Source organism: Protofrankia symbiont of Coriaria ruscifolia (assembly GCF_900634745.1).
Lineage (GTDB): Bacteria > Actinomycetota > Actinomycetes > Frankiales > Frankiaceae > Protofrankia > Protofrankia californiensis.
In genome coordinates, this window is sequence record NZ_CAAAFR010000191.1 from 57,315 (window position 1) to 83,153 (window position 25,839).

Annotated in this window: 22 protein-coding genes; 6 read left to right on the forward strand and 16 right to left on the reverse strand. The window is 65.2% G+C overall.

The genetic code is table 11. The features are described 5' to 3' along the window. Positions 1 to 598: 598 nt before the first annotated feature. Positions 599 to 925 carry an ATP-binding protein gene (locus tag CV1CTNOD_RS22255; RefSeq protein ID WP_131787896.1) on the reverse strand — a complete coding sequence of 109 codons (327 nt, stop codon included), beginning with the start codon at positions 923 to 925 and terminating at the stop codon, positions 599 to 601. A 303-nt stretch (positions 926 to 1,228) separates the two neighbouring features. Between CV1CTNOD_RS22255 and CV1CTNOD_RS22260 the strand changes: the two genes are divergently transcribed. From CV1CTNOD_RS22260 to CV1CTNOD_RS25105, 3 genes are all read left to right on the forward strand, one after another. Beyond that, the gene (locus tag CV1CTNOD_RS22260; protein ID WP_131787897.1) at positions 1,229 to 2,089 is read left to right on the forward strand and encodes a helix-turn-helix domain-containing protein; all 861 of its coding nucleotides are present in this window, start codon (positions 1,229 to 1,231) and stop codon (positions 2,087 to 2,089) included. Continuing rightward, positions 2,086 to 2,319 (forward strand): DUF397 domain-containing protein, encoded by a 234-nt coding sequence (locus tag CV1CTNOD_RS22265; RefSeq protein WP_131787898.1) that lies wholly within the window; start codon positions 2,086 to 2,088, stop codon positions 2,317 to 2,319. Before CV1CTNOD_RS22260 ends, CV1CTNOD_RS22265 begins: the two co-directional genes overlap by 4 nt. Positions 2,320 to 2,987: 668 nt before the next feature. After that, positions 2,988 to 3,146, forward strand: coding sequence for a hypothetical protein (locus CV1CTNOD_RS25105; protein WP_165034716.1), 159 nt, complete (start codon positions 2,988 to 2,990; stop codon positions 3,144 to 3,146). A gap of 88 nt (positions 3,147 to 3,234) precedes the next feature. Here CV1CTNOD_RS25105 and CV1CTNOD_RS22270 read toward each other — a convergent pair whose 3' ends face one another. The 5 genes from CV1CTNOD_RS22270 to CV1CTNOD_RS22290 form a co-directional block, all read right to left on the reverse strand. Then, complete coding sequence (locus tag CV1CTNOD_RS22270) at positions 3,235 to 3,390, reverse strand: hypothetical protein (RefSeq protein ID WP_207386609.1); 156 nt, start codon at positions 3,388 to 3,390, stop codon at positions 3,235 to 3,237. Positions 3,391 to 3,490: 100 nt separating this feature from the next. Beyond that, positions 3,491 to 4,405, reverse strand: a complete 915-nt coding sequence (locus tag CV1CTNOD_RS22275; protein ID WP_131787900.1) for a hypothetical protein — start codon at positions 4,403 to 4,405, stop codon at positions 3,491 to 3,493. A gap of 114 nt (positions 4,406 to 4,519) precedes the next feature. After that, complete coding sequence (locus CV1CTNOD_RS22280; protein ID WP_431607168.1) at positions 4,520 to 5,680, reverse strand: MGDG synthase family glycosyltransferase; 1,161 nt, start codon at positions 5,678 to 5,680, stop codon at positions 4,520 to 4,522. Between the two features lie 3 nt (positions 5,681 to 5,683). Further along, positions 5,684 to 6,676 carry an NAD-dependent epimerase/dehydratase family protein gene (locus tag CV1CTNOD_RS22285; protein ID WP_131787901.1) on the reverse strand — a complete coding sequence of 331 codons (993 nt, stop codon included), beginning with the start codon at positions 6,674 to 6,676 and terminating at the stop codon, positions 5,684 to 5,686. An 85-nt stretch (positions 6,677 to 6,761) separates the two neighbouring features. Further along, positions 6,762 to 7,892: a DegT/DnrJ/EryC1/StrS family aminotransferase gene (locus tag CV1CTNOD_RS22290; RefSeq protein WP_131787902.1), complete on the reverse strand. Its 1,131-nt coding sequence runs from the start codon at positions 7,890 to 7,892 to the stop codon at positions 6,762 to 6,764. Positions 7,893 to 9,021: 1,129 nt separating this feature from the next. Here CV1CTNOD_RS22290 and CV1CTNOD_RS22295 point away from each other — a divergent pair. Next, positions 9,022 to 9,441 (forward strand): hypothetical protein, encoded by a 420-nt coding sequence (locus CV1CTNOD_RS22295; protein WP_131787903.1) that lies wholly within the window; start codon positions 9,022 to 9,024, stop codon positions 9,439 to 9,441. 555 nt (positions 9,442 to 9,996) lie between these two features. Beyond that, positions 9,997 to 10,899 (forward strand): alpha/beta fold hydrolase, encoded by a 903-nt coding sequence (locus CV1CTNOD_RS22300; RefSeq protein ID WP_131787904.1) that lies wholly within the window; start codon positions 9,997 to 9,999, stop codon positions 10,897 to 10,899. A gap of 43 nt (positions 10,900 to 10,942) precedes the next feature. Here CV1CTNOD_RS22300 and CV1CTNOD_RS22305 read toward each other — a convergent pair whose 3' ends face one another. The 7 genes from CV1CTNOD_RS22305 to CV1CTNOD_RS22335 all read right to left on the reverse strand — a co-directional run bounded on the left by CV1CTNOD_RS22305 (position 10,943) and on the right by CV1CTNOD_RS22335 (position 19,608). Continuing rightward, the gene (locus CV1CTNOD_RS22305) at positions 10,943 to 12,727 is read right to left on the reverse strand and encodes an MFS transporter (RefSeq protein WP_242606924.1); all 1,785 of its coding nucleotides are present in this window, start codon (positions 12,725 to 12,727) and stop codon (positions 10,943 to 10,945) included. A gap of 244 nt (positions 12,728 to 12,971) precedes the next feature. Next, on the reverse strand, positions 12,972 to 13,196 hold the full coding sequence (locus CV1CTNOD_RS22310; protein ID WP_131787905.1) for an FmdB family zinc ribbon protein: 225 nt from the start codon (positions 13,194 to 13,196) through the stop codon (positions 12,972 to 12,974). Between the two features lie 185 nt (positions 13,197 to 13,381). Further along, positions 13,382 to 14,716, reverse strand: a complete 1,335-nt coding sequence (locus CV1CTNOD_RS22315; RefSeq protein ID WP_131787906.1) for an ATP-dependent 6-phosphofructokinase — start codon at positions 14,714 to 14,716, stop codon at positions 13,382 to 13,384. A gap of 520 nt (positions 14,717 to 15,236) precedes the next feature. Next, entirely contained in the window at positions 15,237 to 16,340 is a 1,104-nt protein-coding gene (locus tag CV1CTNOD_RS22320; protein ID WP_347402972.1) for a PP2C family protein-serine/threonine phosphatase, read from the reverse strand. A 578-nt stretch (positions 16,341 to 16,918) separates the two neighbouring features. After that, positions 16,919 to 18,193 (reverse strand): GNAT family N-acetyltransferase, encoded by a 1,275-nt coding sequence (locus CV1CTNOD_RS22325; protein ID WP_131787908.1) that lies wholly within the window; start codon positions 18,191 to 18,193, stop codon positions 16,919 to 16,921. A 750-nt stretch (positions 18,194 to 18,943) separates the two neighbouring features. Continuing rightward, positions 18,944 to 19,306 carry a hypothetical protein gene (locus CV1CTNOD_RS22330; RefSeq protein ID WP_131787909.1) on the reverse strand — a complete coding sequence of 121 codons (363 nt, stop codon included), beginning with the start codon at positions 19,304 to 19,306 and terminating at the stop codon, positions 18,944 to 18,946. After that, positions 19,303 to 19,608, reverse strand: a complete 306-nt coding sequence (locus tag CV1CTNOD_RS22335; RefSeq protein ID WP_131787934.1) for a WhiB family transcriptional regulator — start codon at positions 19,606 to 19,608, stop codon at positions 19,303 to 19,305. The genes CV1CTNOD_RS22330 and CV1CTNOD_RS22335 overlap by 4 nt, the downstream gene beginning before the upstream one ends. Positions 19,609 to 20,166: 558 nt before the next feature. Between CV1CTNOD_RS22335 and CV1CTNOD_RS22340 the strand changes: the two genes are divergently transcribed. Beyond that, the gene (locus CV1CTNOD_RS22340; RefSeq protein ID WP_131787910.1) at positions 20,167 to 21,570 is read left to right on the forward strand and encodes a helix-turn-helix transcriptional regulator; all 1,404 of its coding nucleotides are present in this window, start codon (positions 20,167 to 20,169) and stop codon (positions 21,568 to 21,570) included. An 832-nt stretch (positions 21,571 to 22,402) separates the two neighbouring features. On the opposite strand, the gene CV1CTNOD_RS22345 is transcribed toward CV1CTNOD_RS22340, so the two are convergent. The 3 genes from CV1CTNOD_RS22345 to CV1CTNOD_RS22355 form a co-directional block, all read right to left on the reverse strand. Beyond that, entirely contained in the window at positions 22,403 to 23,398 is a 996-nt protein-coding gene (locus CV1CTNOD_RS22345) for a pentapeptide repeat-containing protein (protein ID WP_242606925.1), read from the reverse strand. A gap of 249 nt (positions 23,399 to 23,647) precedes the next feature. Then, a complete protein-coding gene (locus tag CV1CTNOD_RS22350) occupies positions 23,648 to 24,301 on the reverse strand; it encodes a PIG-L deacetylase family protein (RefSeq protein WP_131787912.1) in 654 nt (217 codons plus the stop codon). Further along, positions 24,294 to 25,838 carry an ATP-binding cassette domain-containing protein gene (locus CV1CTNOD_RS22355; protein ID WP_242606932.1) on the reverse strand — a complete coding sequence of 515 codons (1,545 nt, stop codon included), beginning with the start codon at positions 25,836 to 25,838 and terminating at the stop codon, positions 24,294 to 24,296. The genes CV1CTNOD_RS22350 and CV1CTNOD_RS22355 overlap by 8 nt, the downstream gene beginning before the upstream one ends. Position 25,839 lies beyond the last annotated feature (1 nt).

The following is a 25,839-nucleotide window of genomic DNA, read 5'->3' on the forward strand; positions in this document are numbered from 1 at the left end:
GCGCTGGGCCGCCCGGTTCTGCTAGCCAGTTTCCCCTTCGTGGACGTCATCACCTGCCGACACGAGAACCTGATCGGGAGTCCGGAAAGTGGATCGTCCGCATATTCGAATGTTATCCGGGCTGCCTGGTGGCCGGCGCGGAAACCGGACCGGACACCTGCTTGGTGGGGCTCCGGCTCGTAGAGCGCCAGTGCGCGCCGCGCTTGGTCGCGCGCGACCGCCACCCCCAACGCCGCGGACTTAAGGCGTTGATGTCCGGCCAGTCGTCATCGTTCGTCCGTCAGGCGTCCGGCGGCGTATGCGACCGACCAGCCTGGCCGGGACGCCAACCTCGCGCCGGCGATACACGGCGCAAGAGGAAGTCCATCGCAGAGCCGGGCCAACTCCCGCGTGGACAGACCATCGGCCGCCGAGCCGTGAGTGAACGAAACAGCGATGCCTGTTCGGCCAGCCCTGTCGGGAGCCGGCGCGGATCCACCCTGAGCTCGCGCAGGAACCGGGCCAGCACCTCCTGCGGAGCCACCGCGGCGGTCACCTCCGGACCGCCCAGGTCTGCGTACATCCGCCCGTGGACGAACTGCGCTCGCAGCCGATGCAGTCATTCCAGTGCGACCGCGGTCTTTCCCACCCCGCCCGCACCGGTCAGCACGAGCACCGGGACCACACCGTCCGAAGACAGTGACCGCAACCGGTCCAGCTCCGCCAGCTCACGGCTGCGGTTCACGAAATGCGGCGGACGCGTCGGCAACGAATTCGGCGAAACAGTGTTCGGCGCCACCTCATGGACGTGGATCGCGACGCCGCCGTGAATCGAACCTGCCTGGACGCTGTGTCCACCCACCATGCCGGACAGGACGTTGTGCATCACCGCCGAGTCCGCCTCAGCACGGCCTGTGTCCCGACGGGTTGCCCCCGGACCGCTCACGCCCGCCTCCAGTTCCGGCGAGAGGACATGCCTCGTCAGGAGATCCTCGATGAAACGCGGGATACCGACCCTGCGCTGCGCGCATTGCCCAAATCACAGAGACGACATCCGACTGCCAATCAAGACACAACCATCACGCTACGTTTAGATCAGACGGACAACTTCCACAACTTTCCGCAACCATTTGTAACTTTACGTAATAAAATCAGTACCGAACACTCATGATCGACACAGAAGTGTGATGAATCGATGGCATAATGTAGCGACAGCCTACGTAGCGACGACCTACGCGCAGGAGGAGCGATGAGTACCGGGAGCGGCCCGACCGTTCGGAGACGGCGTCTGGGCGCCGAGCTCCGCCGGCTCCGCGAGGCAGCCGACGTATCCGTCGACCAGGCGTGTGAGCTCCTTCGCTGCTCCGTTTCGAAGATCAGCAGGATGGAGAACGGCCGTGTACCGGTCCGGACCCGGGATGTTCAGGACCTGCTGCGGCTCTATGGCGTGACCGCCGAGGCCGAGCGGGAGGCGTTTCTCGCGCTGGCTCGCGAGTCACGCAAGCACGGCTGGTGGCACAGCTACCACGATGTGGTTCCCCCGTGGTTCGAGATCTACATCGGACTCGAGGGAGACGCCTCCTCGATAAGCGTCTATGAAGCCCAACTCGTTCACGGCCTGTTACAGACGGCCGAGTACGCCCGACACGTCATCCGCGCCGACAATCCGCAGATTACGGAACAGGAGGTGGACCGCAAGGTCGCGCTCCGCCTCAACCGGCAGAATCGGCTGACCGGCGACAGCCCACCCCGGCTCTGGGTCGTTCTCGACGAGGCAGTGCTCCACCGTCCGGTCGGTGGCAAGGCCGTGATGCGCACTCAGCTCGAGCATCTCCTCAAGCGCGCAGAACTTCCCAACATCACCCTCCAGGTCGTGCCCTTCGCCGCGGGTGCGCATGCGGGAATGGGCAGCACCTTCGCGATCCTCGGCTTTCCGGACCCGACAGACCACGACGTGGTCTATATCGAGGAGGCGACCGGGAGCCTTTATATGGAACGGGCGGCGGAAATTCGACACTACCGACTGAAGGCCGACTACCTGCGGGCAGCCGCGCTCCGACCGGACCAATCCCTTGAAAAGATAGCCAGCGTTGCGGAGGCAATGAAATGACTGAATACACTGAGCCCACCCTGGACAAGATGGATACGACAGCCGTCGGCTGGCGCAAGAGCAGTTACAGCAATGGTGCGGGCGGCATGTGTGTCGAGATCGCGGACATCGACGATGGCGTCCTCGTCCGGGATTCGAAGAACCCGTCCGGACCGGTCCTGACCTTCACCGACGGCGAATGGGAGGCCTTCCTCGCGGGCGTTCGGGACGGCGAGTTCGACCGGAGTTAAAAGATTTAAAAGAGCCAACGGCGGCGCGGGAGAAACATGATCGCGCCGCCGTTGGGACTCGAGCATCCGGAAACTTGAGCCTCCCGAACCTCCCAGATCGGCCTCCGGACCCCCGAACGCGGAAAGCATGATCGCGCTGTCGTTGGCCGTCCAGGACGTGACGCCCAGGCACCGTCTGCGCCTGCGGTAGCGCCGGTCAGGAGCCACCAACCCCGCGAGCGACGGTGATGGTCACCATCCGGATTCGATCAATGACCTTATAGAAAGGGTCTTGCGATCGAGCCCGCAACAGCGCACTCTTGTAGCTGTCCGGTCGGGTTGTAGTTCTTCCGGCGTTGGTCTTGACGACGGACGCAGGCAAGCATCGTCTCGATCATGCTGGTGGGCGTCCGCGTCCGCTGTAGCCGCAGAGGAGTACAGGTGCCATGAACGCCATCGACTGGGCAAAAGCCCCAGGGTCGGGGCGTACCGGGTGTCCTCTCCGCCCGGCCTGCAGATCCGATTGGTTGCCACGATCACGCGTCGGCGGAACGTAGGTAGTCGATCACACGGCGATTCAGGCGACCATTGCCGTGGACCGCGGCTCCTTTTCCTGATTCATCACACGCCTGACACTGCCAGGTGGGCTTTTCGTCGTTGTTGTTTCCGTGCAACGGGAGGTGATCAGCGTGGCCACTGCCACGACTAACCTGCTCAACACCCCGCTGGAGGATCCACGTGCCGAGCGGGTGCGCCGCAGCGCTCTCGCCGCATATGTCGACGGAAAGATCAGCTTTGCGCAGGCGAACTCCCGCGTCCGTAAAGCAATGGAAAGGTTCCACCTCTGACCGCCGCATGCTCGGGCCCAGTCAGTAGGTCCAGATCCGTGGATCCAGGTCAGCCGGTCCAGCCGAGCCGATCCGTCGACAGGCCGGGTCAGAACGAAACAGCCGGGGCTGCTTCGTTCTTCTCGCGCACAGCCCGTCGCTCCGCCTCCCATTGGCGCAGGATCTGCTCGGCGGTCCGTGCGCGCTCCGCCTCGGGCAAGCCGTCCAGCAGGGTAGCGAGCAGATCGTTGCGTTCGTCGGCCACAGGTTGCTCCCGCCTCAAGACCTTCTTCATGAAGAGTCTGGGTAGCACCTACCCCGCGAACGATCGCGACAACCTAAAGTGATCATTAGAGTCTCTTGCATCACCGGTCCGGCAACGGCTCACACCGAGGTTCCGACTCGTGCACAGCGCTTGCTGCCCGATCTCTCCCAAGACCAAGGATCCCGACCGCGACCAGCACCAGTGAGGCGACGAACGCCGCCATCCGCAGCCCTTCGGGGGCAGACTCGTCGAACAAGGTCAGGCCGAGCATCACCGGCAGGAAGGCCGAAACCCCGCTGGTCACCGGAAACGCAATCACCGCCGCCCGCCCCTGCAACCCCCGCTGTTCCAGGCCCAGGGCAAGCACGGAGAAAGCGATCAGGACGTATGGGGTCGGTGTGGCCAGCAGCCGAACCAACTCATGATCGTCCAGGTACAGGCCGATCTGGCGGGTCGCCAGCGTCGCGATCGCGTAACAGGCGCCTGCGGACAGCCCGAACAGCAAAGCCGCCTGCGCGACCCGCTCACTACGGCCCGCCCGGTTCGCCAACCACGCGCCCCCGGCCGTGAACGTCAGCCCGCAGGCCAGGAACAGCCCCATTTCGTGATCACTTGCACGATCACCGACCTGGGCGTCACGACTGAAAGCAAAGGCGAGCAGGGCGATTCCGGCAACCATGGACGCCATCCCACGCCAACCGACCCGGCTGATCCGCTCCCCGAGGAACCGCCGGGCCAGCAGCGAGAACACCACCATGTCGCCCGCCATGAGCGGCGCGACAAGAGCCACCGGAGCCACCGACAGGGCCAGTACCTCCAGCAGGAACGACCCGGCCTCGACCGCGAGTCCGAGCAGCCACAGCGGACGCAGCGTGAGGCGGAGCAACAGTCCCAGCCCGAGCCCACCGCCAGGTGGCGCCTGCCGCGCCGCAACAGCCTGGATGAGGGGAGCCATCCCGTAGAGCGCCGCCGACACAACCGCGATCGGTGCGCCGACGGCGAGAGCGTCGTTCACGCGCGTCCCAGAGGCTGACCGGAGTGTGTACGTGTGCTACCGCCCCACCTCACGTCTCCCACCACCACCACCACCCCACGTCCGGCACCACCCCATGTCCCGCACGACCGTCTCCTACCAGCCATTACCGAGCTCGACCTGGCTGAGCGCGGCACCGAACGCCTGCTCCCAGGCATCCGGCGTACCGACCACGCGGACCGAGGGCGGCTTGATACGGTCCAGCACGGCAAGCACCGAACGGCGCAGGGCCGCGGTGTCCGCGGAGGCGACATCCGCTCGTCCCCGGTCGAGTTCAAGCTGCAGGTTGTCCCGGCCGTGACCGGGCACGACGTCCAGCAGCAGGAGATCGCGTCCGATCACGCGGGCCTCACTGCACGTGTCCCCCGAAGAGGTAATGATGAGATCACTTGCTGCCATCAGTTCGGGAATACGGTCGGTGAAGCCGAACGGGATAACCTGCCGGTGCGTACGTGCCAGCCTCCGCAGGCGTGCAGCGAGCGAAGCGTTACGCCCGGCCACCGCGAGCACCCACACTCCGGACTCGGCCAGCGCGCGAGCACCGTCGACCAACGGGCCAAGCCCCCAGGAGCCCGACATCAACAGCACACACCGTGCATCGCCGGGGATCCCGAGAGCATCGCGGGCCGCATCCTGCGTCGGCGGGTCGTAGAAGGGCTGACGCACCGGCGTCGGGACGACGGCGATCCGCGCCTGTGGATGAAACCGGCGGACGAACCGCGCCGCCGTGGCCGAAGTGACCAGGTACAGATCGGTGTTGTCATGCACCCAGAGCCGGTGAACACAGACGTCCGTACAGAACACCGCGGTGACCATGCCGGGATGTTCGGACTTGATCCGGCTTGCCGCGGCGGCCCCGGTCGCGAAGATTGACAAGAGTAGTTCCACCGGCTGCTCACGCAGCGTCAGCCGCAGCTCGGGGACGAGAAAACGGGATGCGGTCGCCTCGATCACCCGCGACAACGGACCGCCCGAGCGCATCTGCGAAAAGTGCACCGCGTCGTACAGACCGGGCACAGCCAACATCCCGCGGAATACGGCCTCGCCCATGGAGCCGGCACGGCCACCCATCATGCGCAGGGAGTCCAGCGTCCGGGTGGAGAACCCACGCAGGGCCAGCGAGTGCGAGCAGGCCTGCGCCATGACGTCGTGTCCCATCCCGAGCGAGCCCGACAGCAGCAGCGCCCGCCGCTCCCCGGAGCGACGCGTCCGCCCCACCGGCCCGGCCGCCGAGTCGTCCATATGATCGCCGGCCATGGCTTACTCGGATGACGCCGGAACGCCGACCCCGTCGGCCTGGCGGGGCGGCAGCGAGACCACCTGGTCACGGGTGGGCTGCCGGTTGGCCATGTACCACTCGACATACTGCCGGACGCCGTCGGCAAACCGGGTGGTGGGGCGCCAGCCCAGCAGTGCCTCGGCCGCCGCGTTCGACACCGGCCGCCCCCTGAAGTCGCCCGGGCGCGCCGGCACATGATCGATCCTGACGCCTGGGATGTGGTCACGGACCGCCTGCGCCATCGCCAGCACGCTGACCCGCTCGTCGCCCTCGAGCGCGATCGTCGCATTGCGCGCGGCGTCGTCGATGGCGAGCACATGCGCATCCGCCAGGTCACGGACGAATACATAATTGCGGAACTGCTGACCGTCGCCAGCGATCGTGAGGGGTTCCCTGTCGAGTGCCTTCCGGAGGAACCGGGCCAGGACCAGTTCGTCACGCATGCCAGGGCCGTAGGGAATGCCGTACCGCAGAATCGTGAAATCCACGCCGTATGTCTGCTGATAACTGTGGAGCAGCAACTCCGCCGCAATCTTGGTGGAGGTGTAGACGTGACCGGCACGGATCAGCGCGAACTCGACGTCCTCGGCCAGCGGGTGCGGATCGTCCGGATCACCGCCGGCGGCACCGTACACCCAGACGGTGCTGGCGAACAACACCCGCCGCACGCCGACGACGCGCGCCGCCTCACAGACGTTTGCCGTGCCCTCGACGTTGAGCCGCACAGTTCGGATCGGGTCGGCAAAGGCATGGTCGACGTTGGACATGCCGGCGAGATGGAAAACCATCTCGCAGTCGGCGAACGCGCTGGTGACAGCAGACAGGTCCAGGACGTCGAGCACCCTGTGGTCGGCGCGGGGGTCGGCCTTGTGTATCCGCAGATCAAGCGAAATCACTTCATGGCCGGCATCGGAAAGCCGGTCCACTACATGGGCTCCGATAAACCCGGAGCCTCCGGTGACGGCTATACGCATGGTCATCCGTCCAGAATTGTCGGTTGCGGGTCGGATCGCCCAGTGAAATTGTCACGGGGACTTGTTACAGGTGCAGGTCATCCGGTCAGATCTGCACTGTCAAGGTCTCGAGAGCGGACGCAAGCGACGCAAGCACGTGATCCGCCTCGGCCTCGGTCATGTCCGAGTGGACCGGAAGACACACATGACGGGCGCACAAATCCTCGGCAACCGGCAGGTTACCGCCAGCGTACGGGGCGAAGGCCGGCTGCTGGTGCAGGGGTGCCTCGTACACCTCACCCGACAACGACACGCCGTGGTGCTCCTTGAGTTCTTTTTTCAGTCCCGCCCGCTCAATGCCCTGACGCGGCAGAACCAGATATTTGTAGAAGTTGCTGTACCCGCCGGCCGGCACCCGGACGGGCTCGAGCCCGTCGATACGACCGAGTCCCGCATCGTACCGGGCGGCGACCCGGCGACGGACTTCGAGGAACTCGGACAACCGGCGGAGGTGTACCAACCCGGTCACGGCGTGCAGCTCACTCATCCGCCAGGCGTAGCCCTGTTTGATGTGGACGTTGCCGAGAAAGCCGGCTTTCCCCTGATCGCGAAATATGATTGCCTCGTCCCGTACACGTTCGTCAGCGGTGAGGATCATCCCGCCCTCGCCGCTGGTCACGACCTTGGTCGGGTAAAACGAAAACGCTCCAGCCACACCGAAGGACCCCGCGTGGCGACCGTTATGGCTCACACCGTGGGCGTGCGCCGCGTCCTCGACCAGAAAGATGCCCCGCTCATCACACAATGCCCGGATGTCGTCGACCTCCGAAGTGATCAGACCGCCTATGTGTACCAGAACGACCGCCCGCGTACGCGGTGTAAGCACATCGGCCACGGTGGATGCGCTGAGTGCGAACGTACCGGGGTCCACGTCCGCAAAAACCAGGTTCGCCCCGGCCCGCAGAGCGGCAAAGCCGGTCGCCGCAAAGGTGTTCGTAGGGACGACGACGTCCGAGCCCGCTACGTCCAGAGCCCGGAGAATAACCTCAAGCGCTGCGGTACCACTACTGACTGCGATGCCAAAAGGGAGGCCGTGGGCCGCGGCAAACGTGGCCTCGAACTCCCTCGTATGCGCACCGAGCGTCAGCGCTCCGCTGGCCAGGATCTCTGACACAGACGACGCTATCTCCGCGCGATCGGCTTCCGGGAAGACGATCCGCGCTGATGGAACCTGCATCTACACCCCTTCAAAAGTCCCGAGTCCTGTCAGTCATCGCCCGCCGGTCCGGACACGGTGGACAGCGACGCTACCGGTTCATCCACCGTGAGTCCGTCAGGATCATCATGCTCCGAGGCATCCTCCTGTCGATCCCTTCCGCGGTCGCCCACCGGAGAGCTGCCCGACCAGCCCGAGAATGGCCGCCGAGCTCCCGGTTTACATTTTGGTGTATCTATTAAACAATAGACCTTATTACCATCCAATACCCACCTGACAGATACTCGTCCGACTACAGTGGGGCAAGTCACCTGGATGATCCGGCAAACCGGCCACAGCGACCACAAGCTCGAATCACAACAACACAACTCCGGCCTTACGGTCTGCTGACGGGTGCATTTTACGGCTTGACGGCAACCGGAGACTACCTCCTGTCACGTCGGCATAAGCAGGCGACAACTTCGATCTTCAGAGAACCGCCACCGCCGGACTCGTCAGTGGCGTCAACGCGCGGCCACGGTCATCGCCACCGCCCGCGGGCGGCATCCAGCGCACCCGGAGCGCCATCACTCATCAAGATCGCCCGAACGCGACCGCGAACTCCGGGCAACATAAAGCGTCCCAACAGAGGGTAGACATGATCTGACGTACGGGGGGAACGCAGATCACGCTACCGCTCTGCCGGGACGCACAGCAAGGGTACCTAGAAGGCGCCCGTATGGGGAGCAGGAACGGACCAGGACTTTGGTCCCGTTTCGGCGCCGTCATACTTTCGGTATAAAATATTATATTTTGGACATAAATCGAATAATGGTATTATGAGATGTAACGGGGTCTTACATAGCATAACGGACGTCATCGCCGGAGCACCGCATCGCGGTTGACAATCGCCTCGCCAGCTGCTCACTCACCTGCCGGTGGCGGGGTGGTTGCCGGCAACAGCCGACAATGACAACATCCACCAGTACTCGCGTAACACGCCCGGGACATACCCCCAGCGGGTTTCTGACAGACCAAAGACAGCGCGATCATGCTTTTCTCGCACCCGGGGTTCCTCACCGGAAGCCGATGCGGAAGGCCCGGAAGCCGATGCGGCGAGTCCGAGAGAGCCAAATTCCCGGGTCACGAAGCGGTCCGAAGGAGTTACAAAGTGACACGGGACAAGATCGTCAGAAGCCTCGTCGGTGTCGTGGGACTTGTCGACAAGGTGGAACCTTTCATCGAGCTCCAGGACACGGTGACCAGTGACCAGGCTGCCGGGGAAATGCACAGAGCAGGTGTCCGACACGCCCGGGTCGTGCATCTGGAAGACGACCTTGTTCGCTCGTCGATCGTTACCTCCGAGGATCTGGACAGGATTTCCGATCCAGCTCGCCCACTGGTGGAGGTGATCGACACCTTCCCGCCCGAAGTCTTCCTCGACTGGCGCGACTTTCTCACCGATGTTGTCAACCAATCGCTGCGTGACACGCCGGCGGACATGACCATCACGGTCGAGGACGACGGCCAGCCACTCGGCGTCCTTTCGGCCGCGGCTGTCCGGACGTTCATCGGAACCAGCCGGGAATAACCTGCCGACCTCGACCAAACGTCATCGATCCGCACCGGACCGATGACGACGACCAGGCGCCGGCCGCCATACCCGTCCCCACCTATGCTCGTCCCCACCCGCCCCTCGCCTTGGCCCTGATCAGCAGCCGGGCACGGCCGGCAGACGATCCGGTCCGCACCGCGCCGCTCGGCGGCGTCGCGAACCCTCCGCCATGCTTTGCCCCTGCCATGCGATATGGGACCACAGTGATCGAGTGTGACCCCATATCGCATGGGACCACCATGCAGCACCCAACACAGGCAGGCTGTCATTCAGCCATGAGAGCATCCCGAGCGTGCACCACGAATATCGACGAGCGCAAACCAGGAGAACTCGGCCAGGCATCCGACCGGTGCCGGCTTTCGACCACCCCGGTCCCATCCGTCCTGCCAGTTACGCCAGGTGAGCACATCCGACGATTGCAGCCATCAGGACCGTCCTGGTCAGTCCGACGACAAGATTCCGGTCAAACTGGATTACGACACCGTCCAGCACCGCATAACCGGAATGGCAGACCGACATGACGGACAGAGCATGAACATCGAAACTCCCGGCTGGTTCCGGACCGCACTCGAGCGGCGGCCCAGACAGTATGCAATGGAGGTCGACGGGTGTCGGATCAGTTACCGATGCTGGGGGGAGCCGGAGCGGCCGGGCATCATCCTCGTGCACGGGGGCGCCGCGCATGCGGGCTGGTGGGATCACATAGCACCACTGATCGACAGCGAGTATCGGGTCGTCGCCATCGACATGTCAGGTCACGGCGACAGTGGACGCCGTGACGAGTACAGCCTCCAGAGCTGGGCTGCCGAGATCGTCGGCGTTGCCGAACATGCCCAGCTGGCCGGCTCCCCGATCGTCATCGGTCACAGTATGGGCGGCTGGGCGTCTATCATGGCCGCCGCCAGGTATCCGGAGCGGATCAGCGGGATCGTCATCCTCGACGCTCCCGTCGCGGACTTCACTCCCGAGGAAAGAGCCGCCCGCGAGCGCACGGCATTCGGGCCGCTGCGGGTCTACCCGACCGTGACCGAGGCCCTGGCCCGCTTCCGGACCGTGCCCGACCAGCCCAACATGCTGCCCTACGTCGTCAACCACGTGGCACGGTCGTCCATGGGCGCCGTCGAGGGAGGCTGGACCTGGAAGTTCGATCCAGGAATCTTCCGCGGACGCCGGCCCTCCCCACAGATCCTCAAGGAGGTGCGCTGCCGGGTTGCGCTGTTTCGGGCCGAACACGGCCTGATAACCCCGGACATCGGCATCGAGATGTATGAGCTGCTCGGTCGGGTCGCTCCGGTCATCGAGATCCCACTCGCCGGACACCATCTCATGCTCGACCAGCCACTGCTGCTGGTCACCGGCATCCGGACGTTGCTTGCGGACTGGCAACACTCGGTGCCGCAGACCCGCCCAAAAGTCGGGACGAACAGCGCGTAGTTGCTCGGCGAAGCGGCTGGAGCGACCCCAGGCCCCCGGGTCGTTACCGCAGACATCCGGACGACTCCGCCTCCTCGACACGGCGCCCGGGAATCAGGCCCGCTCCCGGCTCCTCACTCTGGTCCCGCCGCACACCCGCCGGTTCGGCACCCAGCGCGGAAACCGCCGGCTGACCGGATCCGGCGACGAAGGAGGCAACCGCGGCGATCACCAGGGTCGTGATCGAGAACGCGAACACGGCGGCAAGGCCGTCCGCGAACGGTCCGGAAATCAGACTCGGGAAAAAGGCGTGTCCGGTCACGTGGGCGCCGCCGTCCGGCAACGCCGTCAGCGTCTCCGGCGTGAGCAGCTGCTCCATCGGGTTGTAACCGAGAAATGCCGAGAACAGGACACCGATCGGTGGGAGGTCGGCTGCCGTCCGTGCGGTCGAGTCCGGTATGCCCTGCGCCAGAAGGCCGTTGAACATGGTCGACGGCAGGGTGCGGGAAAGCCCGACGACAATCAACGTGAAGACCAGACCGATGGAGAGCACGAAGGCGGAGTTCTGGAAGGTCGCTGTCATGCCGGCGCCGACTCCCCGCTTGTTCGCCGGCAGTCCGTTCATGACGTCGGCACGGTTCGGTGAGGAGAACAAGCCGGTACCGATACCGTTGATAATCAGGATCAGCGCGAACGCGGGGTAGGAGAAGTTCACCGGTATGAGCATGAACAGCACGAAGCTGGCGATGACGATGACCAGGCCACCGACGGTGAAAATGCGGGCACCGAACCGGTCGGACAGCGTCCCCGCCAGCGGCGCAGCCACCAGGAATCCGATCGTCAGCGGGATCATGTAGATGCCTGCCCACAGGGGTGTCTCGGAAAAGCTGTAGCCGTGCTGCGGCAGCCAGATCCCCTGCAGCCAGACGATGAGGACGAACTGGAGCCCGCCGCGTCCGAGCGACGCCAGCAGGGAGGCGATATTGCCGGCGGTGAAGGACCGAATACGGAACAGCTTCACATCGAACAGAGGTTCGGCAATCTTCGACTCGATGACCGCGAACGCGACCAGGATCGTCAGACCACCGATCATCGCAGCAAGCACCCAGGGGTTGGTCCAGCCCATGGTGTGTTCACCGTAAGGCTGGATGCCGTAGGTGATTCCGACCAACAGTAGGATCAGTCCGCCGGCGAACGTCGCATTCCCCCACCAGTCCATTGAGGTGCGTTGCCGCACCCCGTTGTCCCGGAGCTTGGCGTAGGCCCAGAAAGTCCCGAACACGCCGAACGGCACCGACACCAGGAACACGTAGTGCCAGTTGACGGGGGCGAGTACACCGCCGAGCAGAAGTCCGATGAACGTACCGGCAATGCCAGCCACCACGTTGATACCCAGCGCCAGCCCGCGCTGCTGGACCGGAAAGGCGTCGGTGAGGATCGCGGTGGAGTTCGCGAAGAGGAACGCCCCGCCCACGCCCTGCACGATTCGCCATCCGATGAGCCATATGGCGGCCGCGCTGCCATCCATCCAGGTAACGGCTAACAGGACGGAGGAGACCGCGAAAATCGCAAAACCTATATTGTACATGCGGACGCGTCCGTACATGTCCCCGAGACGTCCGAAGGTCACCACCAGGACGGCCGTGACGATCAGGAAGCCCAGCATCATCCACAGCAGATAACTGGTGTTCCCCGGACTCAGCGGGTTGATGTTGATTCCACGGAAGATGTCCGGCAGGGCGATCAGGACGATCGAGGAGTTGATCGTGGCCATGAGGATGCCCAACGTGGTGTTGGACAGCGCGATCCACTTGTAATGCCGGCCCGGCGCGGCAGATCCGTCAACCACACCGGGCGGTCGTACTGAACCGAAATTGTCCGTTATATCCGTTTCTGTACGATCCGCATCCCGCACCTGGTGCCCCCTCCTCGAACGCCGACGATGCCACGCATCGAAAACTTGCTTAGTAAGACTAAACAAATTTAGGCTGTCAAGAAAGCCACAGATGTGCGATCAAGCGCCAAATGCCGGAGTTATAGCAATACGATCACACTAAACGTCCAACACAAACTCATCCACTGACACCTTCTGGTCAACCGCAGCAACCACCACCACAGCAGGCACCACCGCCTGACGGGGTAGGCGTAGTCGAGGCCGACGACGACCCCGCGCGACTGACGGCAACAGCGGTGAACACCCGGCTGGTGTCAGTGTGGCCACCCGGACACGGATTGCTGACAGCGGCCGGTTCGGTGATGCCACGTCGCACCTCGAAACTGGTGTCGCACGTACAGCAACGGTATTGATACGCAGGCACGAGTCAATTTTACGCCAGCCGAGCCACCGTGATGACAGATCGCGGTCATCACGGTCGGCGTACGCGCCAGAGGGCCAAAGGCAGCGCGATCATGCTTTTCTCGCGCTGCCGGAGGGCCAGGTCACTCAGAGAACCACGTGGTGCGTTCCCGTCGAGGTCATCTCCAGTGGATCAGTCGCTGCGGATCAGCGGAACCGGACCGGTTGACCGGTCGCCTCCAGGACCGACAACCAGAGGTCACCAGCTGGATCAACCTGGCTGCGGTGGCTGATGGCCATCGTGATCGGGACGTGTACGAACCGGCGGCGCCACCGTCCGACAATCACCTCGGTACGGCCGGACATCGCCGCATGCACGGCAGCATGTGAAAGCCGGATGCAGTACACGCTGTCGTAGGGGTTGGCCGGCACACTGCGAATCACGTAGCTCGGGTCGATGTACTTGAGGTTGAGCTCCATCTTCGCGGCGGCGAAGTGATCCGTGATCCGCCTGGTGAGGAGCTGACCCACGTCCCGAAGCTTCACGTTGCCCGAAGCGTCGCTGCCCTGGGGCGTAGCGGGATCCTCCTGAGCGAGGAGATCCTGGCCAGCACCTTCCGCCACGACGACGACCGCATGCCCCCGCTCCTCGACACGCCTGTGCAGGAAGCGCAGGAGACCGCCGTCACCGTCGAACACGAAGGGCACCTCGGGAACGAGCACGACGTCCGCATCGCTGTTCGCCAGGGATGCGTAGCATGCGAGGAAACCCGAGTGGCGGCCCATGAGTTTGACCACCCCGATACCGTTGGGCGAGGACATCGCTTCGACATGTGCCGCCCGGATCGACTCGGCTGCCTTTGAGAACGCGGTCTGGAAGCCAAAACTCTGGTCGATATACGGGACATCGTTGTCAATCGTCTTCGGTACACCGACGACGGCAATCTTATCCCCGCGTTCACGCGCGACGCGGCCGATCTCAAGCGCACCGCGCAGGGAACCGTCACCACCCACCACGAACAGGATGGTGATACTCATCCGTTCCAGGCAGTCGACGACCTCTTCCGGGTCCTGCTGCCCCCGGGACGTACCGAGGATCGTTCCTCCGTTCTCGTTGATGGTGCTGACGAGCTCGGGGGTCAGGTCCAGCACGCTGTGGCCGTACCGGGCGATGAACCCCTGGTATCCGTTGCGGAAGCCGAAGATCCTGGTGACACCGTAGTGGGACGTCAGCTCCAGCACCAGGCCACGGATAACGTCGTTGAGACCGGGACAAAGCCCTCCACAGGTCACAATTCCGACTCGGGTTTTCGACGGGTCAAAAAAGATCTTCCGCCGCGGCCCCGCCGGTTCGAAGCCGGGAAGGCTGTCGATCGGCACGTTGCGTTGAGCAATCATCGACAACGTGTCGTCGAGGAGTACGCGATCGTCCTCGTCGACGTAGTGCTGAGTCGTCCGCTTGTCATCGATCAGCGGTGCCAGTGGCGACGCGATCCGGCAGGGCCCCAGTGCCCTGACCGAAACCTCCGGAACGTCGACCATCAGTAACACGCCTTCAGCGGCCCGGAGGCCCGGGGCCCCCGAACCGGCCGGTTTGCAAGACCCTGACCCGCCGGCAGACCGGCCGAATTTCCGACACGAAACAGAGATTTCCGAGTGAGACGCAGCACGATTATCAAATCTCCTTTCTCGCCCACTCGTGTCAAAGCGTACCGGCCGGATCCTCAGCATCGATGCCGAGGATCACAAACCGTACGACAACGGACGGCGGATGAAACCTTCTTTTTACCGACCGGATACACGCGGGAACGGTACACAGGCCGTCCGCCGCCGGTTGTCCGTACCAGGTCGCCGGTCAGCAGCAGGTCGTGGTCAGTGCCCGCCCGCAGCCGGGCCATCCGGACAAAAATGCCCGCACGACGCAGGAGTGAGATGACTAACGACGTACGAAACAGAAACCGGCAAAAAAGACAAAATTGATATAAATAGGCTATTTCAGATAACGATCACAACGATCACAACGATCACGGTCGCCGCGGAGCACGCCCGCCCACACCTCTACCTACAGCCGGCCGGCGGTCCGGCCGTGCAGGGTTCCGACACTTTCGACCGTCCGGGTGGTCAGCGTGGGCAACCGCTCGGCGATGAGCAGCGCGAGGTCGTCGTGCAGGTTGCCACCGACGTGACCGTGTACATGGGAGACGAGGCGGTCCAGGGCGGCATCGAGAGTGACGGCCGTGAGCGCGGCAAGGTGGTCGTCAAGGCGAAAGAAGGCCCGTTCGCTGTTGCGTGCCTCGATCAGACCATCGGTGAACAGCAGCAGCCTGTCGCCAGGATCCCACCTGCCGGTGGTCGCCGTGAAGTGCTCGGCGATACCGAGCGGAGGGCTGGGCTCAGTGATCTGCAGCGGACGGGCAGAGTCCCCGGACAGGAGTACCGGTGGTGGGTGCCCCGCCGAGATCAGCCACAGCGTGCCGTCCGGCTGGATGTCGACGATCAGGGCGGTAACGAAGTCCTCGGCACCCGCCTCCCGAGAGACCGCCCGAGCACAGGCCTCGGCGACCCGCTCGATCTCCGGATAGACGACGGCGGCCTCCCGGAACGCGCCGAGAACGACCGTGGTCAGCCGGACGGCTGGCAGCCCCTTGCCCTTCACATCCCCGATAATCATTCGGGTGCCGGCGGGTGCCGTCACCACCTCGTACAGGTCGCCGCCGACGAGAGTCTCGGCCGCGGCGGACAGGTAACGAGCGGCGAACGCGATCCCGTCGACGGCCCCGGGAACGGCCGGAAGCAGTGCGCGCTGGGCCACGTCGGCAACAGCGCGGACACGTCCCAGCTCCCTCTCCCGACGCAGCCGCATCACCGCGACGTAGACGGCGACGCCGGCTTGGATAGCGACGAGGAGACAGGCGGTGACGTGCTGCCCGCTCCCGAAGTCCTCCCACGCGCCCGACACCACGCTCGCGGCCACCGCGGCAAGCCCCACGATCACGGTGGCGACCGGAGCGCCGGTGGCGGAGGCGAGCAGGGGCACCAGCCCGTAGAAACCGGTCAGATTGATCCGCGGGACGACGATGTCAGCGACGACCAGCACAACCAACAGGCCCAACGGACCCAACAGGCCACCGTCGGTCGCTGTGACCGCGTTTCCATCTGTCCGCACTGTCCGCACTGTCCCCATCATGACCACAACCAACGAACAAGGAAACGCCGATCACCACGATACGACCACGAGCGGGCCGCGCCACGCGGCAGGGATGAGGGCAGGACCGCACCCCGGCGCCGGCGCCGGACGGGCGACGGCGCTGTCATGAGCCATCTACACACAGGCGATCATCGACGTTCGCGCTACAAGGTTGCAGTCATCCACAAGACACACACAACACAACACTGCCGGATCGCTGTAGACACGGGAACATCAACTGTGCACCATCGGTAGCAATGCAGACGAATGACATGAACCCGGTGAACCCGACAGACAACCGATACCTGCCCGCCTCGGGCAACGGACACGGGCCCGCGACGGCCGGTGTCTCGCGGATCGTAGCCGCTTCCCGATCTGCCTCGGGTCGACGACCAGAGCGGTGACCGAACCTGTATCCGTCACCGGAGACGGTCTCGAAACAAGATCTATAACTAGCCGACCGAAGAGCGCACGACCATGATTTTCGCGCGCTCGGAGGCCTTGAGAAAGCCGGGGAGACCGTCCGTGGGGGGAGCGCAGTGGAGGCAGACGCTGCTTCAGCTACGAGTAAAGATCTTTGCATCGGCTCGGAAGCGCTCGAGCTCCTCCGAGCTTATGGTGGGCCGCGACGAGCGTGCCGCGGCGAGCAGATCGTCCGTGGTCACCGGAAGCCGCTCTCCTCTGTCGACCGCACGATGGAAGGCGGCCGCCACTGCCCGCTGGACCGTGGCGGCGAGGTCGGCCGGCGTGAACAGCTCCGTCGCCGCGACCACCGGCTCGATGTCGACCTGCTTGTTGTCGATCCGTTCGAGGAAGCGGTCGAGCAGAAGGCGGCGTCCGGGCGCGTCCGGAGGCCCGACCGGAAGGACAAGATCGAAACGGCCCGGTCGGATGAACGCCGGGTCGAGAGCCGCGATCGAGTTCGTCGCACAGATCAGCAGGCGCCCCGGCGCGCTGCGGAACTGGGGAATTGCCTTCAGCAGCTCGTTCACCACGGACTGGCTTTCCGGCCCGACGGCGTCCCGGGACTGCGCGATCTCGTCGACCTCGTCGATGAAGACCACCACACGCTCGACCTGCATGAGCTCGGTGATGGCCGTGCGCAGTTCAGCCGCTAGGTTGCCACCGCCCGCCGCGACCAGCCGGGACGGCAGCAGCTCGACGAACGGCCACTCCAGGCGTGCCGCCACGGCCCGGGCGAATGATGTCTTGCCGGTGCCCGGCGGCCCGAACAGGAGCATGGCCGTCGGGGTGACCACCCCATACGTCTCGGCCAGCTCGTTCTCCTTGATGGGAAGCAGCAGCCGCTGTTCCACCAGTCTCTTGCCGTCGGCCATACCGGCGAGGCCGTGCCATTCAGCCGCGGTGAGCAGAGTGCCGCCCCAGCGTTCCACGGTCGTGACGTCCGCCGGTCGCAGCGGTTCGTACTTCTCGTAGAGCGTGAGCCCCGTCTTGCTGAATCCCCGGTTGCGGAAGGCCAGTTCGCCGAACTGCCCCGGAGCGAGCAGTGTGGTGATGCGGCGGTGCCCGGCGTGAAGCAACTGATTCTCCAGCGCCTGGAGGAGAGCAGACCCGATCCCCCGGTAGCGCCATGCTGGCGCGATTGCCAGCGCAAGTACCTGGGCATGCCCGCGTTCATATTTCGCGACCGCGACGCCCACGAACTGATCGGGTGTGACGGCGACAACCGCGGGGGTGTCCTCCCGCAGCGCAAGAACCGTGTCGGTCAGATCAAAGGACGGCCCTTCCGCGTCGGATCTGACCTCCTCAAGCAAACGGACCGTCGCGGTGTGATCGGTGGTGTCGTAGGACCGCACATGCCAGTTCGTCACAGCCGGCTCCTTTCACTCGTGTCACTCGTGCGCAAGTACGGTTCGGTTACCTGTCGCGTCGTTTCCACTTGTGCAGCCACTCGAGGCGGCGGCAAGAAGCCTGCAATGCAGGATTAGGAGTGCCCGAGAGCAGGAGTGTCATCTCGTGACACCCCGTCCTTGGGCGCTCCAAAGGAGTCGGATCGCTACCCGGTCACGCTCTGCCCTGGTACCACGGGCGGCGCGGAGAAATGATCGAATCCGATTTCGGTGCCTGGTCTGCTTTACCGACCGGCGCGGGCCATCCATCCGCGGAGGGGAGCGTCAGATGGCCCGCGCCGGGGTCTCACCCGGGGGTCACGACCATTGTCGACAACCACCCCGGGGAGCTTTTTCGACCACGTAGTCCTCAGCTGAGGAGGCCGGGCTCGATGAACCCGGACGCAGCCGGCGGCCGCCGAGCCTCCTCCCTTCGCCGCCGTGTCGTGGCCGAGGTGGTCGACGTGTGACACGGAGATCCACGTGGTGTTATGTCGTGACGATTTCCTGTCGGGTTCGCGCCAGCCCTGGGCATGCGGCCAAAACCGACCCCGACGAGCAGCGGACATTTTATTGCGGTAACAGCCGCCGCATTTCCGGTAAACCGGCCGTTGTTCCTGCGACGCGGGCGCGCCGGTGCGTCGGGACCTTGGCGAACCGTTCCCCGGGGGCTGCGGCCCCCTGCTCGAGGACGGTCGACGATCATTGTCGCCGCCCCTGCGAGTCGGATCATCAGACCGCGCTCTGTCGAGGTCGGGGGATCGTGCGCTCCCGCGCAGACGGGGCGGCGGACAGCAGGTCCCGGCCGGCACGAGCGAGATCGTCCGGCAATGCGGTCAGGCCCAGGCGACGGCCGGCATCAGCGCGTACGACCATCAGATGCGCGAGCAGTGTACGAGCCTGGTCGATCTCTTCTTCCGGTGCGCCATCGGCAATCAGCCGGGCAAGCGACATCATGACATCGCTTTCCGAGGTCACAGCCTCGGCATATTCACGTGCGGCAATCCACAACCGAGCTGCCGCGTGCTGCCAGTCGGCCATGGCGCGAGCCATCGGCGCCGGGGAGGCGATGCGCTGCAACGTCGGCGTGCTCACTGGGACACCCTGGGTGCCGGCGGGTTGACCAGCTGGCGACGCAGCGCACGGCGCTCATCCTCGTCCAGGCCACCCCAGACCCCGGCATCCTGCCCGGTGCCAAGCGCCCAGTTGAGGCATTCCCGGATCACCAGACAACGGCGGCAGACCGCCTTGGCCTCCTCCAACTGCCGCAAGGCCGGTCCGGTGGTACCGACGGGGAAGAACAACTCCGGGTCCTCGTCCCGGCAGGCGCTGCGCTGGCGCCAGACTTCCAAATCCTCTGCGGACTGCGGCTCCTGCGTCCGAACGTGGCTCCACATGTATGTGGAGTTCATATCCTCGAACTGACCGCGCAACTCGCCGTCGGCATCCAGTACAAGAACTCTTCTGCTCATCCGACACCGTCCTGTGGTCGCGTCGACATGAAGACTAAATCGAGCAGAAGCGTACGGCCGGCCCAAGTTGCTGTCTACTCGCAATGTTTCAGAACGGGGGATCGGGGAATAGCACCCACGGGGGTCCGCAGAACCCGGAAATAAGGCCTGGAAGACAACAGCCAGTACCCCGCATTCGCTCAGGATGATGGAATTCAGTGCGCGCCGGGACATCCACCGGCCAGTTCACAGATCCGCACGATCACCGTCCGGATACTCCGCGTGTGCCCGAGTCCCGCCGCAGCGAGGTTCCGGCTGGGGCCGCATACGGGGCCGACGAATACCGGCTGAGGCGGAATCCGGGAAAAATCAAGGTGCTCCCCCGCGGACCAACCGGGAACAACGACTCACCACAGGTGACCGCGGGTCCTTAGACTCCGGAGGGGGGGTTGGCTACGTTCCGAGTACATGCCTTGACATGACGGCCAAATGGGAGAAGGTCAGATGCCTCCTCGAAGGGTTACCATCGGTCCGTTGCAGCATGCACGCCAGATCCGCGGCCTGTCTCTGGCGCGGGCAGCGGAAGAGATCAAGAGTCTCGCCGAGGACATCGGTAGACCGTGGGATGCGTTGACCGCACAGCGCCTCTCGGAGTACGAGGGCGGCAAGCGCCCAAGCTGGGAACACTGTGATCTCCTTGCTCGCTATTACTGCACGAATGTCGTTGCCCTAGGTTGGGCATGCGACTACACCGGGCCCGAAACCGGGGCTCTGGCACTCCTGTCCAATTCAGTTGACGATGGGGAGGCTCGATGGGCAGACGCCGATCTCGACCTTCTGTGGAGACCTGACGGGTTGAACGTCGGGTTCGAGGAGGTGACCGCCAACATGGAAAGGCGGATGTTTCTAAGCGTGTCCGGCGTGGCGCTGACCTCGGTCGCACACCACTGGCTCATGACCGATTCAGCCGGACTTGCCGCGGCACTCGAAGGAAAGCGTGTGAGCGACTCGCTCGTCGGGGGCTTCGAGCGGCGGGTCGAAACGCTTCGCCGAATGGATGACGTTCTCGGAGGAGATGACATATACGAACTGTCCATGGCGGAACTGCGGGTCGCCGTACGCGTCCTGCGGACCGCGGTGTACGGCCACGCCCACGAGGCAAGGCTGTACGCCGTCGCCGCCGAGCTCGCCCGCCTGGCGGGATGGGCGGCGTTCGACAGCGGCTACCACGGAGGCGCCCAGCGCCTGTGGATGGTGGCGCTGCGGGCCGCCGGCGAGGCCGGGCAACCGGCACTGGGGGCCAACATCCTGCGCTGCATGGCCGAGCAGGCATCCTGGTACGGCGATCCGAACGACGCCGTCACCATGCTTCGCTCGGCTCAGGCCGGAGCCCGTACGGCGATGACCGCCACGGAGAAGGCAGCAATCTCCGGTGCACTCGCACTCGCGTACGGCCGCGCGGGTGAAAGCGCCTCGGCCGCAAGAACTGCCGAGGACGCGGTTCATCTCATCAGCCAGTCCCAGCCGGCGGAGGATCCGCCGCATATTTACTGGTGTGTACCGTCCTGTATTTCCCTGTTCGCCGGTGAGGCGCTGTTGTCCAGCGGCGACGGGGCAGCGGCGATTCCTTATCTGGATACCGCGGCGGACGGCCTGGCCGGTGATTTTCCACGCGCCCGCGTGGAAGCTATGACTAGGTTGGGCGTGGCGCACGTCCGGGCCGGAGATGCCGAGGCTGCGGTTCAACTCGGGCATCAGGCCGTCGAACAGGCGGCTCTTCTCGACTCCGGTATGGCCGGAAGGGATGTCGCGACGCTGTGCCGTGAGATCGAACTTACCGGATGCCCGGGAGCCGCCGATCTCACCGATCACGCCCGCGTCGCCCTGACCGCCGTCGGCTCGGCCTAGAAGGCCAAGGCAACGCAATCATGATCCTTCCCCGCCCGGGGTTCCTGCCGGCTCGGCTTCGCCGATCCGGCAGATCCGGGAAGTTCAGACCTCCGGGTCACTGACGGCGACGTTCTATCCGATCTCCGCGACGGAGACCGGTTTTCTGCTCCGGCACCGGGAAGGCGCCGAGGGCAGTGGAGGCAGTCGGGGCAGCGTCATCGCCCCGGCTGCCTCCTTCCTTTTTGTCCTTAAAACCCGATTCGACACAATTAAACGATCTCCAGCGTCATCACCAACACCGTGATCCTCATCACATTCCCATCTTGATTCAGATCAGAGCGAAGTCAGATTTTCAAGATCCATAATCCTGAAGGCATGCAGAAGCCACAAATATGATCTCTACTGGAAACTCCGGTCGGCAATGAGCCAACTTCTTACAGTAATGATGATTACGGAGCGTTAAATACGCCCGAAGCATCCCGCCAAATACCCACTCACGGGATCCACCTCGCCCCCGCCACAGGCGGGCAGCCGGTAAGGCGGCGGCGGAAGTCCTCGGATCTTCAGGGCCTTTCTGCCCGGCCATGGAGTCGGGAAACTGATAACCAGGTCACGTCCGGACGGGCCGTCCAGGGTTTGCTTGCGCAGCCGAACGACCGGTGCGCAGTGGGTATGCGGTGGGTATTCCGCCCACGCCGGGATTCACGTACTCACGTCGGTGGCCGGGAGCAGCCTTCACGGACCTCACCACGGAAGAAACATGATCGCGTTATCTCCGGCTCCAGGCCGTGTCCGGTGGATATTGATCGTCCGATCTTGGAGGTCCGGGAAGCCCCGCTCCCTGGAACGCTCAGAGCGGGAACGCCACGTCCGCGGGCCAGGACGCCGGCCAGGACTCCGGCGGCGTGAGCCCTTCCGGCAGCGTCGTGGCGGCGTCCCCGTGCGCTGCTTCGAGCTGTTCCTGTGTCAGCGAGCGCGCACCGGTCAGATCGGCTCCGTCCAACCAGGCGCCGGTGAGATCCGCCCCCGCCAGCCGGGCACCGCGCAGGACGGCCCGGTCCAGCAGGGCACCGGTCAGCTCCGCCCCGTCGAGCTGGGCGCCATGCAGGTTCACACCGATGAGTTCGGCACGGGTGAGTTTCGTTTCGACCAGACAGGCACCGGAGAGGTCCGTGCCGGCCAAGTGGGCCCGAACAAGATCTGCCCGGCCCAGTTGGGCGCCGGTGAGGTCGGCACCGACCAGATCAGCGCGGGAAACTCCCTCCCGGTGGGGAAGCCGGCCAAGGACCGTGATCGCCGCCTGGACGTCGGTATCCGGCCCACCTGCCATGGGCACCCCGCAAGAACCGGTGAGCACCCCGCAAGAGCCGTTCTCATCACCGAAAGCACCGGCATGAACGCCTGCCGCCGCCGGCTTGGCATCGGGCCGGGCCGCGACCGCGTGTTCCCGGACAAACGCCGAGAGCACCTCGACCACGGTGGGGTGATCCTCCGGGGAACTCTTCGCGATCCGTTCAAGCGCGTAGATCCCACCGAGACGCACGTCCAACGTGTCCGAACCGAGCTGGTCGACCGCACGGGTGTAGCGCTCGATCAACTGCCCGGCAAGCTCCCGCTCCCACATACGGCGGTCGGCATCACGAGCATGGGCATTCGCCCGGCAGGTCTCGGCCAGGCCGATCATCATCCCGGCGAGAACGACCAGGGCCACGGCGGCGATCCCGATGTCGGTACGGGTCGCCGCGATCACCCCGGCTCGTCCCGCGTCCACGGTCGCCGGGTAGAAGGCCGGCACCCGCATCCACAGCGCCACGAGCCCGCACAGGACGGCAAGCCCTACCGTCACCAGCCCCGCGTCCGTCCACCTGCCGCGCCATCCATCCAGTCGTCTGCTGCCGCCGCGCCCACGCATGGCAGAAGTTGTATGCGAGCGTATGCCTGGGAGTCGTCACCATGACCATAGGTTGACACCCATCTACGCTGTGACGTCTTCGGCCGCCGATGGTCGACCATAGGCGGGGCATGTTCCTGTAGAACACAGGCTCTGCGGGACCGCCGAGCGCGCGAAAACCACAATCGCGCGCTTTTCGGCCAGTCAGAGACAGGTCACACTGGGCAGCCGTCCGAGGACGGGTAGTGCCATAAATCCCTCGGCGTAGGCGACTCCGATTCGGGCACCCCACAGTCGACCGAGGTTCTCGGCCATGGGGCCGAACTCCTCACTGATCGGCTGGGTGCCGCCGTGCGCGCACAGCGCCCGGAGCTTGACGTCGAAAGTGGTGGTGACGTCGACGATCGCGGTGGCACGCACCGGCCCGTCCACGGTCAGGGAGTTGTAGCTGTCACAGGTGTAGACCCGATGCGGACGGCCGCTGGTGAGCACCGCCTGCGGCAGAGCTTCGAGCACAGCCGCGGCAACACGCCGGTGGCGCGGGTGGACATCAGCCAGTGGATGGGTCACCACGATCTCGGGGTACAGCCCGATCAGCAGCTCCTGGATCTCGGCCACGATCCGGTCGGTGTCGAGGACGTGCAGGTGTGCGCCGAGAATGCGCGCACCCGCCTCGGCCTCGGCCATCCGGTCGGCGGCGTTGCGCGGGACCGCGATAGTGACACGGGCGGCCCGGGCGTGCAGGGCGAGGGTGCCACCGGCCCACAGCTCCGCGTCGTCGGGGTGGGCCATCACCGCGAGCACGCTGCCCGGACGAGGTCCACCGGGCGGTGCGGGCGCCGAACCATGGTCATTCATGTCGATGCTCATTCACGTCCGCCCGCGCTCGGGGTTCCTTCCGGATCGGCGAGGTGGATCCGGCGGGTCCGGAGGCCGATCCCGTGGGTCCGGGAGGCCGCAGGATGCCTGGCTGCCGCTCATTTGACGAACCGATCCCGAAATAGCTGGCATTGATCAGATCAGGGTCGGCGGCGAGAGCTGCCGCGGTGCCGCTGAACGCGATCCGGCCCCGGTCGAGGATGTACGCGCGATCCGCCGCTGCGAGAGCGAGCGACACGTGCTGCTCGATCAGCAGAATGCCGGTGGCGTGCTCGTCCGCCAGACGTCGCAGGACGGCCAGCAGGCTCAATGCGAGATCGGTTGCCAGACCGGAGGAGAACTCGTCGACCAGTAGCAGCCGCGGCCGGCGGGCGACAGCGCTGGCCAGCGCGAGCTGCTGCCGCTCGCCCCCGGAAAGTTCGCCGCCGGTCCGGTCGAGCAGGGGACGCAGGGCGGGAAAGCTCTCCAACGTCTTTTCGATCTGGTCACCGGGCCGGCGGCCGACGGCCAGCCGCAGGATCTGGCGGACCGTCAGGCCCCGCAGTGATGTGCCTCCCTGCGGCACCACTGCCAGGCCGCGGCGAGCGAGTCCGGCCGGGTGCACACGGCGCGTCGGCTGCCCGAGCACGGCCATCCGGCCGTCGAACGGCGTGATCATCCCGGCCACCGTCCGGACCAGGGTTGTCTTGCCGCCGCCGTTGGGTCCCAGCAGCGCTACGACCTCACCGGCACGGACCTCGAGCGAAACCTCGTGCAGCACGGGGACGCCCGCATACCCGCTGACGACCTCCTCGACGACCAGCGCCCGGTCCGAGCGGGCCTGCGCGGGCAACCGCACCGTGGTGGCCGGAGGAGCGCCCAGGTAGACCTCGCGAACCTCGGCGCGGTCGCGGACCTCCGCCGGCGGGCCGTGCGCGACCACCCGGCCGCCGCTGAGCACCACGACATCGTCGCACGCCTCGAAGACCAGTTTGATGTCATGGTCGACGAGCAGGATCGCGCAACCACGCTCGGCCAGCCGTCGTATCCGGCCGGTGAGGATGGACCGGGCGGCCGAATCCAGACCGGCCGCCGGCTCGTCCACGAGCAGCACCTGACCGCCCGCGGCCAGAGCCCGACCGAGCCCGACAGCGAGCCGTTCGTCGTGGTTGAGCGTGGCCGGAAGCCGGTCCGCGACCGCGCCCAGCTCCAACGTCCAGGCGGGTTCCGGCCCGGCGACCGCCAGGTTCTCGGCGACGGACAGATCCTCGAACAGTTCCAGTGACTGGAAGGTACGGGCAAGACCCCGGCGGAACCGCTCATGGGGCGGCAGCGAGTTCAGCACCGTCCCATCCAGGATGATCCTGCCGGCGCTGGACGGCGTAAATCCTGTGATCGCGTCTATCAGCGTGGTCTTCCCTGCGCCGTTCGGCCCGATGAGCCCGGTCACCTGTCCGGCGTGCAGGGTGAACGACACGTCGTGGACGATCTCGACCTTCCCGTAGCGGACGCACAGTCCGCTGATGTCCAGGCGCATG

Excerpts from the sequence above, each read along its gene's own strand:
- CV1CTNOD_RS22260 (WP_131787897.1), top strand. The coding sequence starts at position 1,229 with ATGAGTACCGGGAGCGGCCCGACCGTTCGGAGACGGCGTCTGGGCGCC.
- CV1CTNOD_RS22265 (WP_131787898.1), top strand. The coding sequence starts at position 2,086 with ATGACTGAATACACTGAGCCCACCCTGGACAAGATGGATACGACAGCC.
- CV1CTNOD_RS22280 (WP_431607168.1), bottom strand. The coding sequence starts at position 5,680 with ATGGCCGGCGATCATATGGACGACTCGGCGGCCGGGCCGGTGGGGCGG.
- CV1CTNOD_RS22285 (WP_131787901.1), bottom strand. The coding sequence starts at position 6,676 with ATGCGTATAGCCGTCACCGGAGGCTCCGGGTTTATCGGAGCCCATGTA.
- CV1CTNOD_RS22290 (WP_131787902.1), bottom strand. The coding sequence starts at position 7,892 with ATGCAGGTTCCATCAGCGCGGATCGTCTTCCCGGAAGCCGATCGCGCG.
- CV1CTNOD_RS22300 (WP_131787904.1), top strand. The coding sequence starts at position 9,997 with ATGAACATCGAAACTCCCGGCTGGTTCCGGACCGCACTCGAGCGGCGG.
- CV1CTNOD_RS22315 (WP_131787906.1), bottom strand. The coding sequence starts at position 14,716 with ATGGTCGACGTTCCGGAGGTTTCGGTCAGGGCACTGGGGCCCTGCCGG.
- CV1CTNOD_RS22335 (WP_131787934.1), bottom strand. The coding sequence starts at position 19,608 with ATGTGGAGCCACGTTCGGACGCAGGAGCCGCAGTCCGCAGAGGATTTG.
- CV1CTNOD_RS22340 (WP_131787910.1), top strand. The coding sequence starts at position 20,167 with ATGCCTCCTCGAAGGGTTACCATCGGTCCGTTGCAGCATGCACGCCAG.
- CV1CTNOD_RS22350 (WP_131787912.1), bottom strand. The coding sequence starts at position 24,301 with ATGAATGACCATGGTTCGGCGCCCGCACCGCCCGGTGGACCTCGTCCG.
- CV1CTNOD_RS22355 (WP_242606932.1), bottom strand. The coding sequence starts at position 25,838 with ATGCGCCTGGACATCAGCGGACTGTGCGTCCGCTACGGGAAGGTCGAG.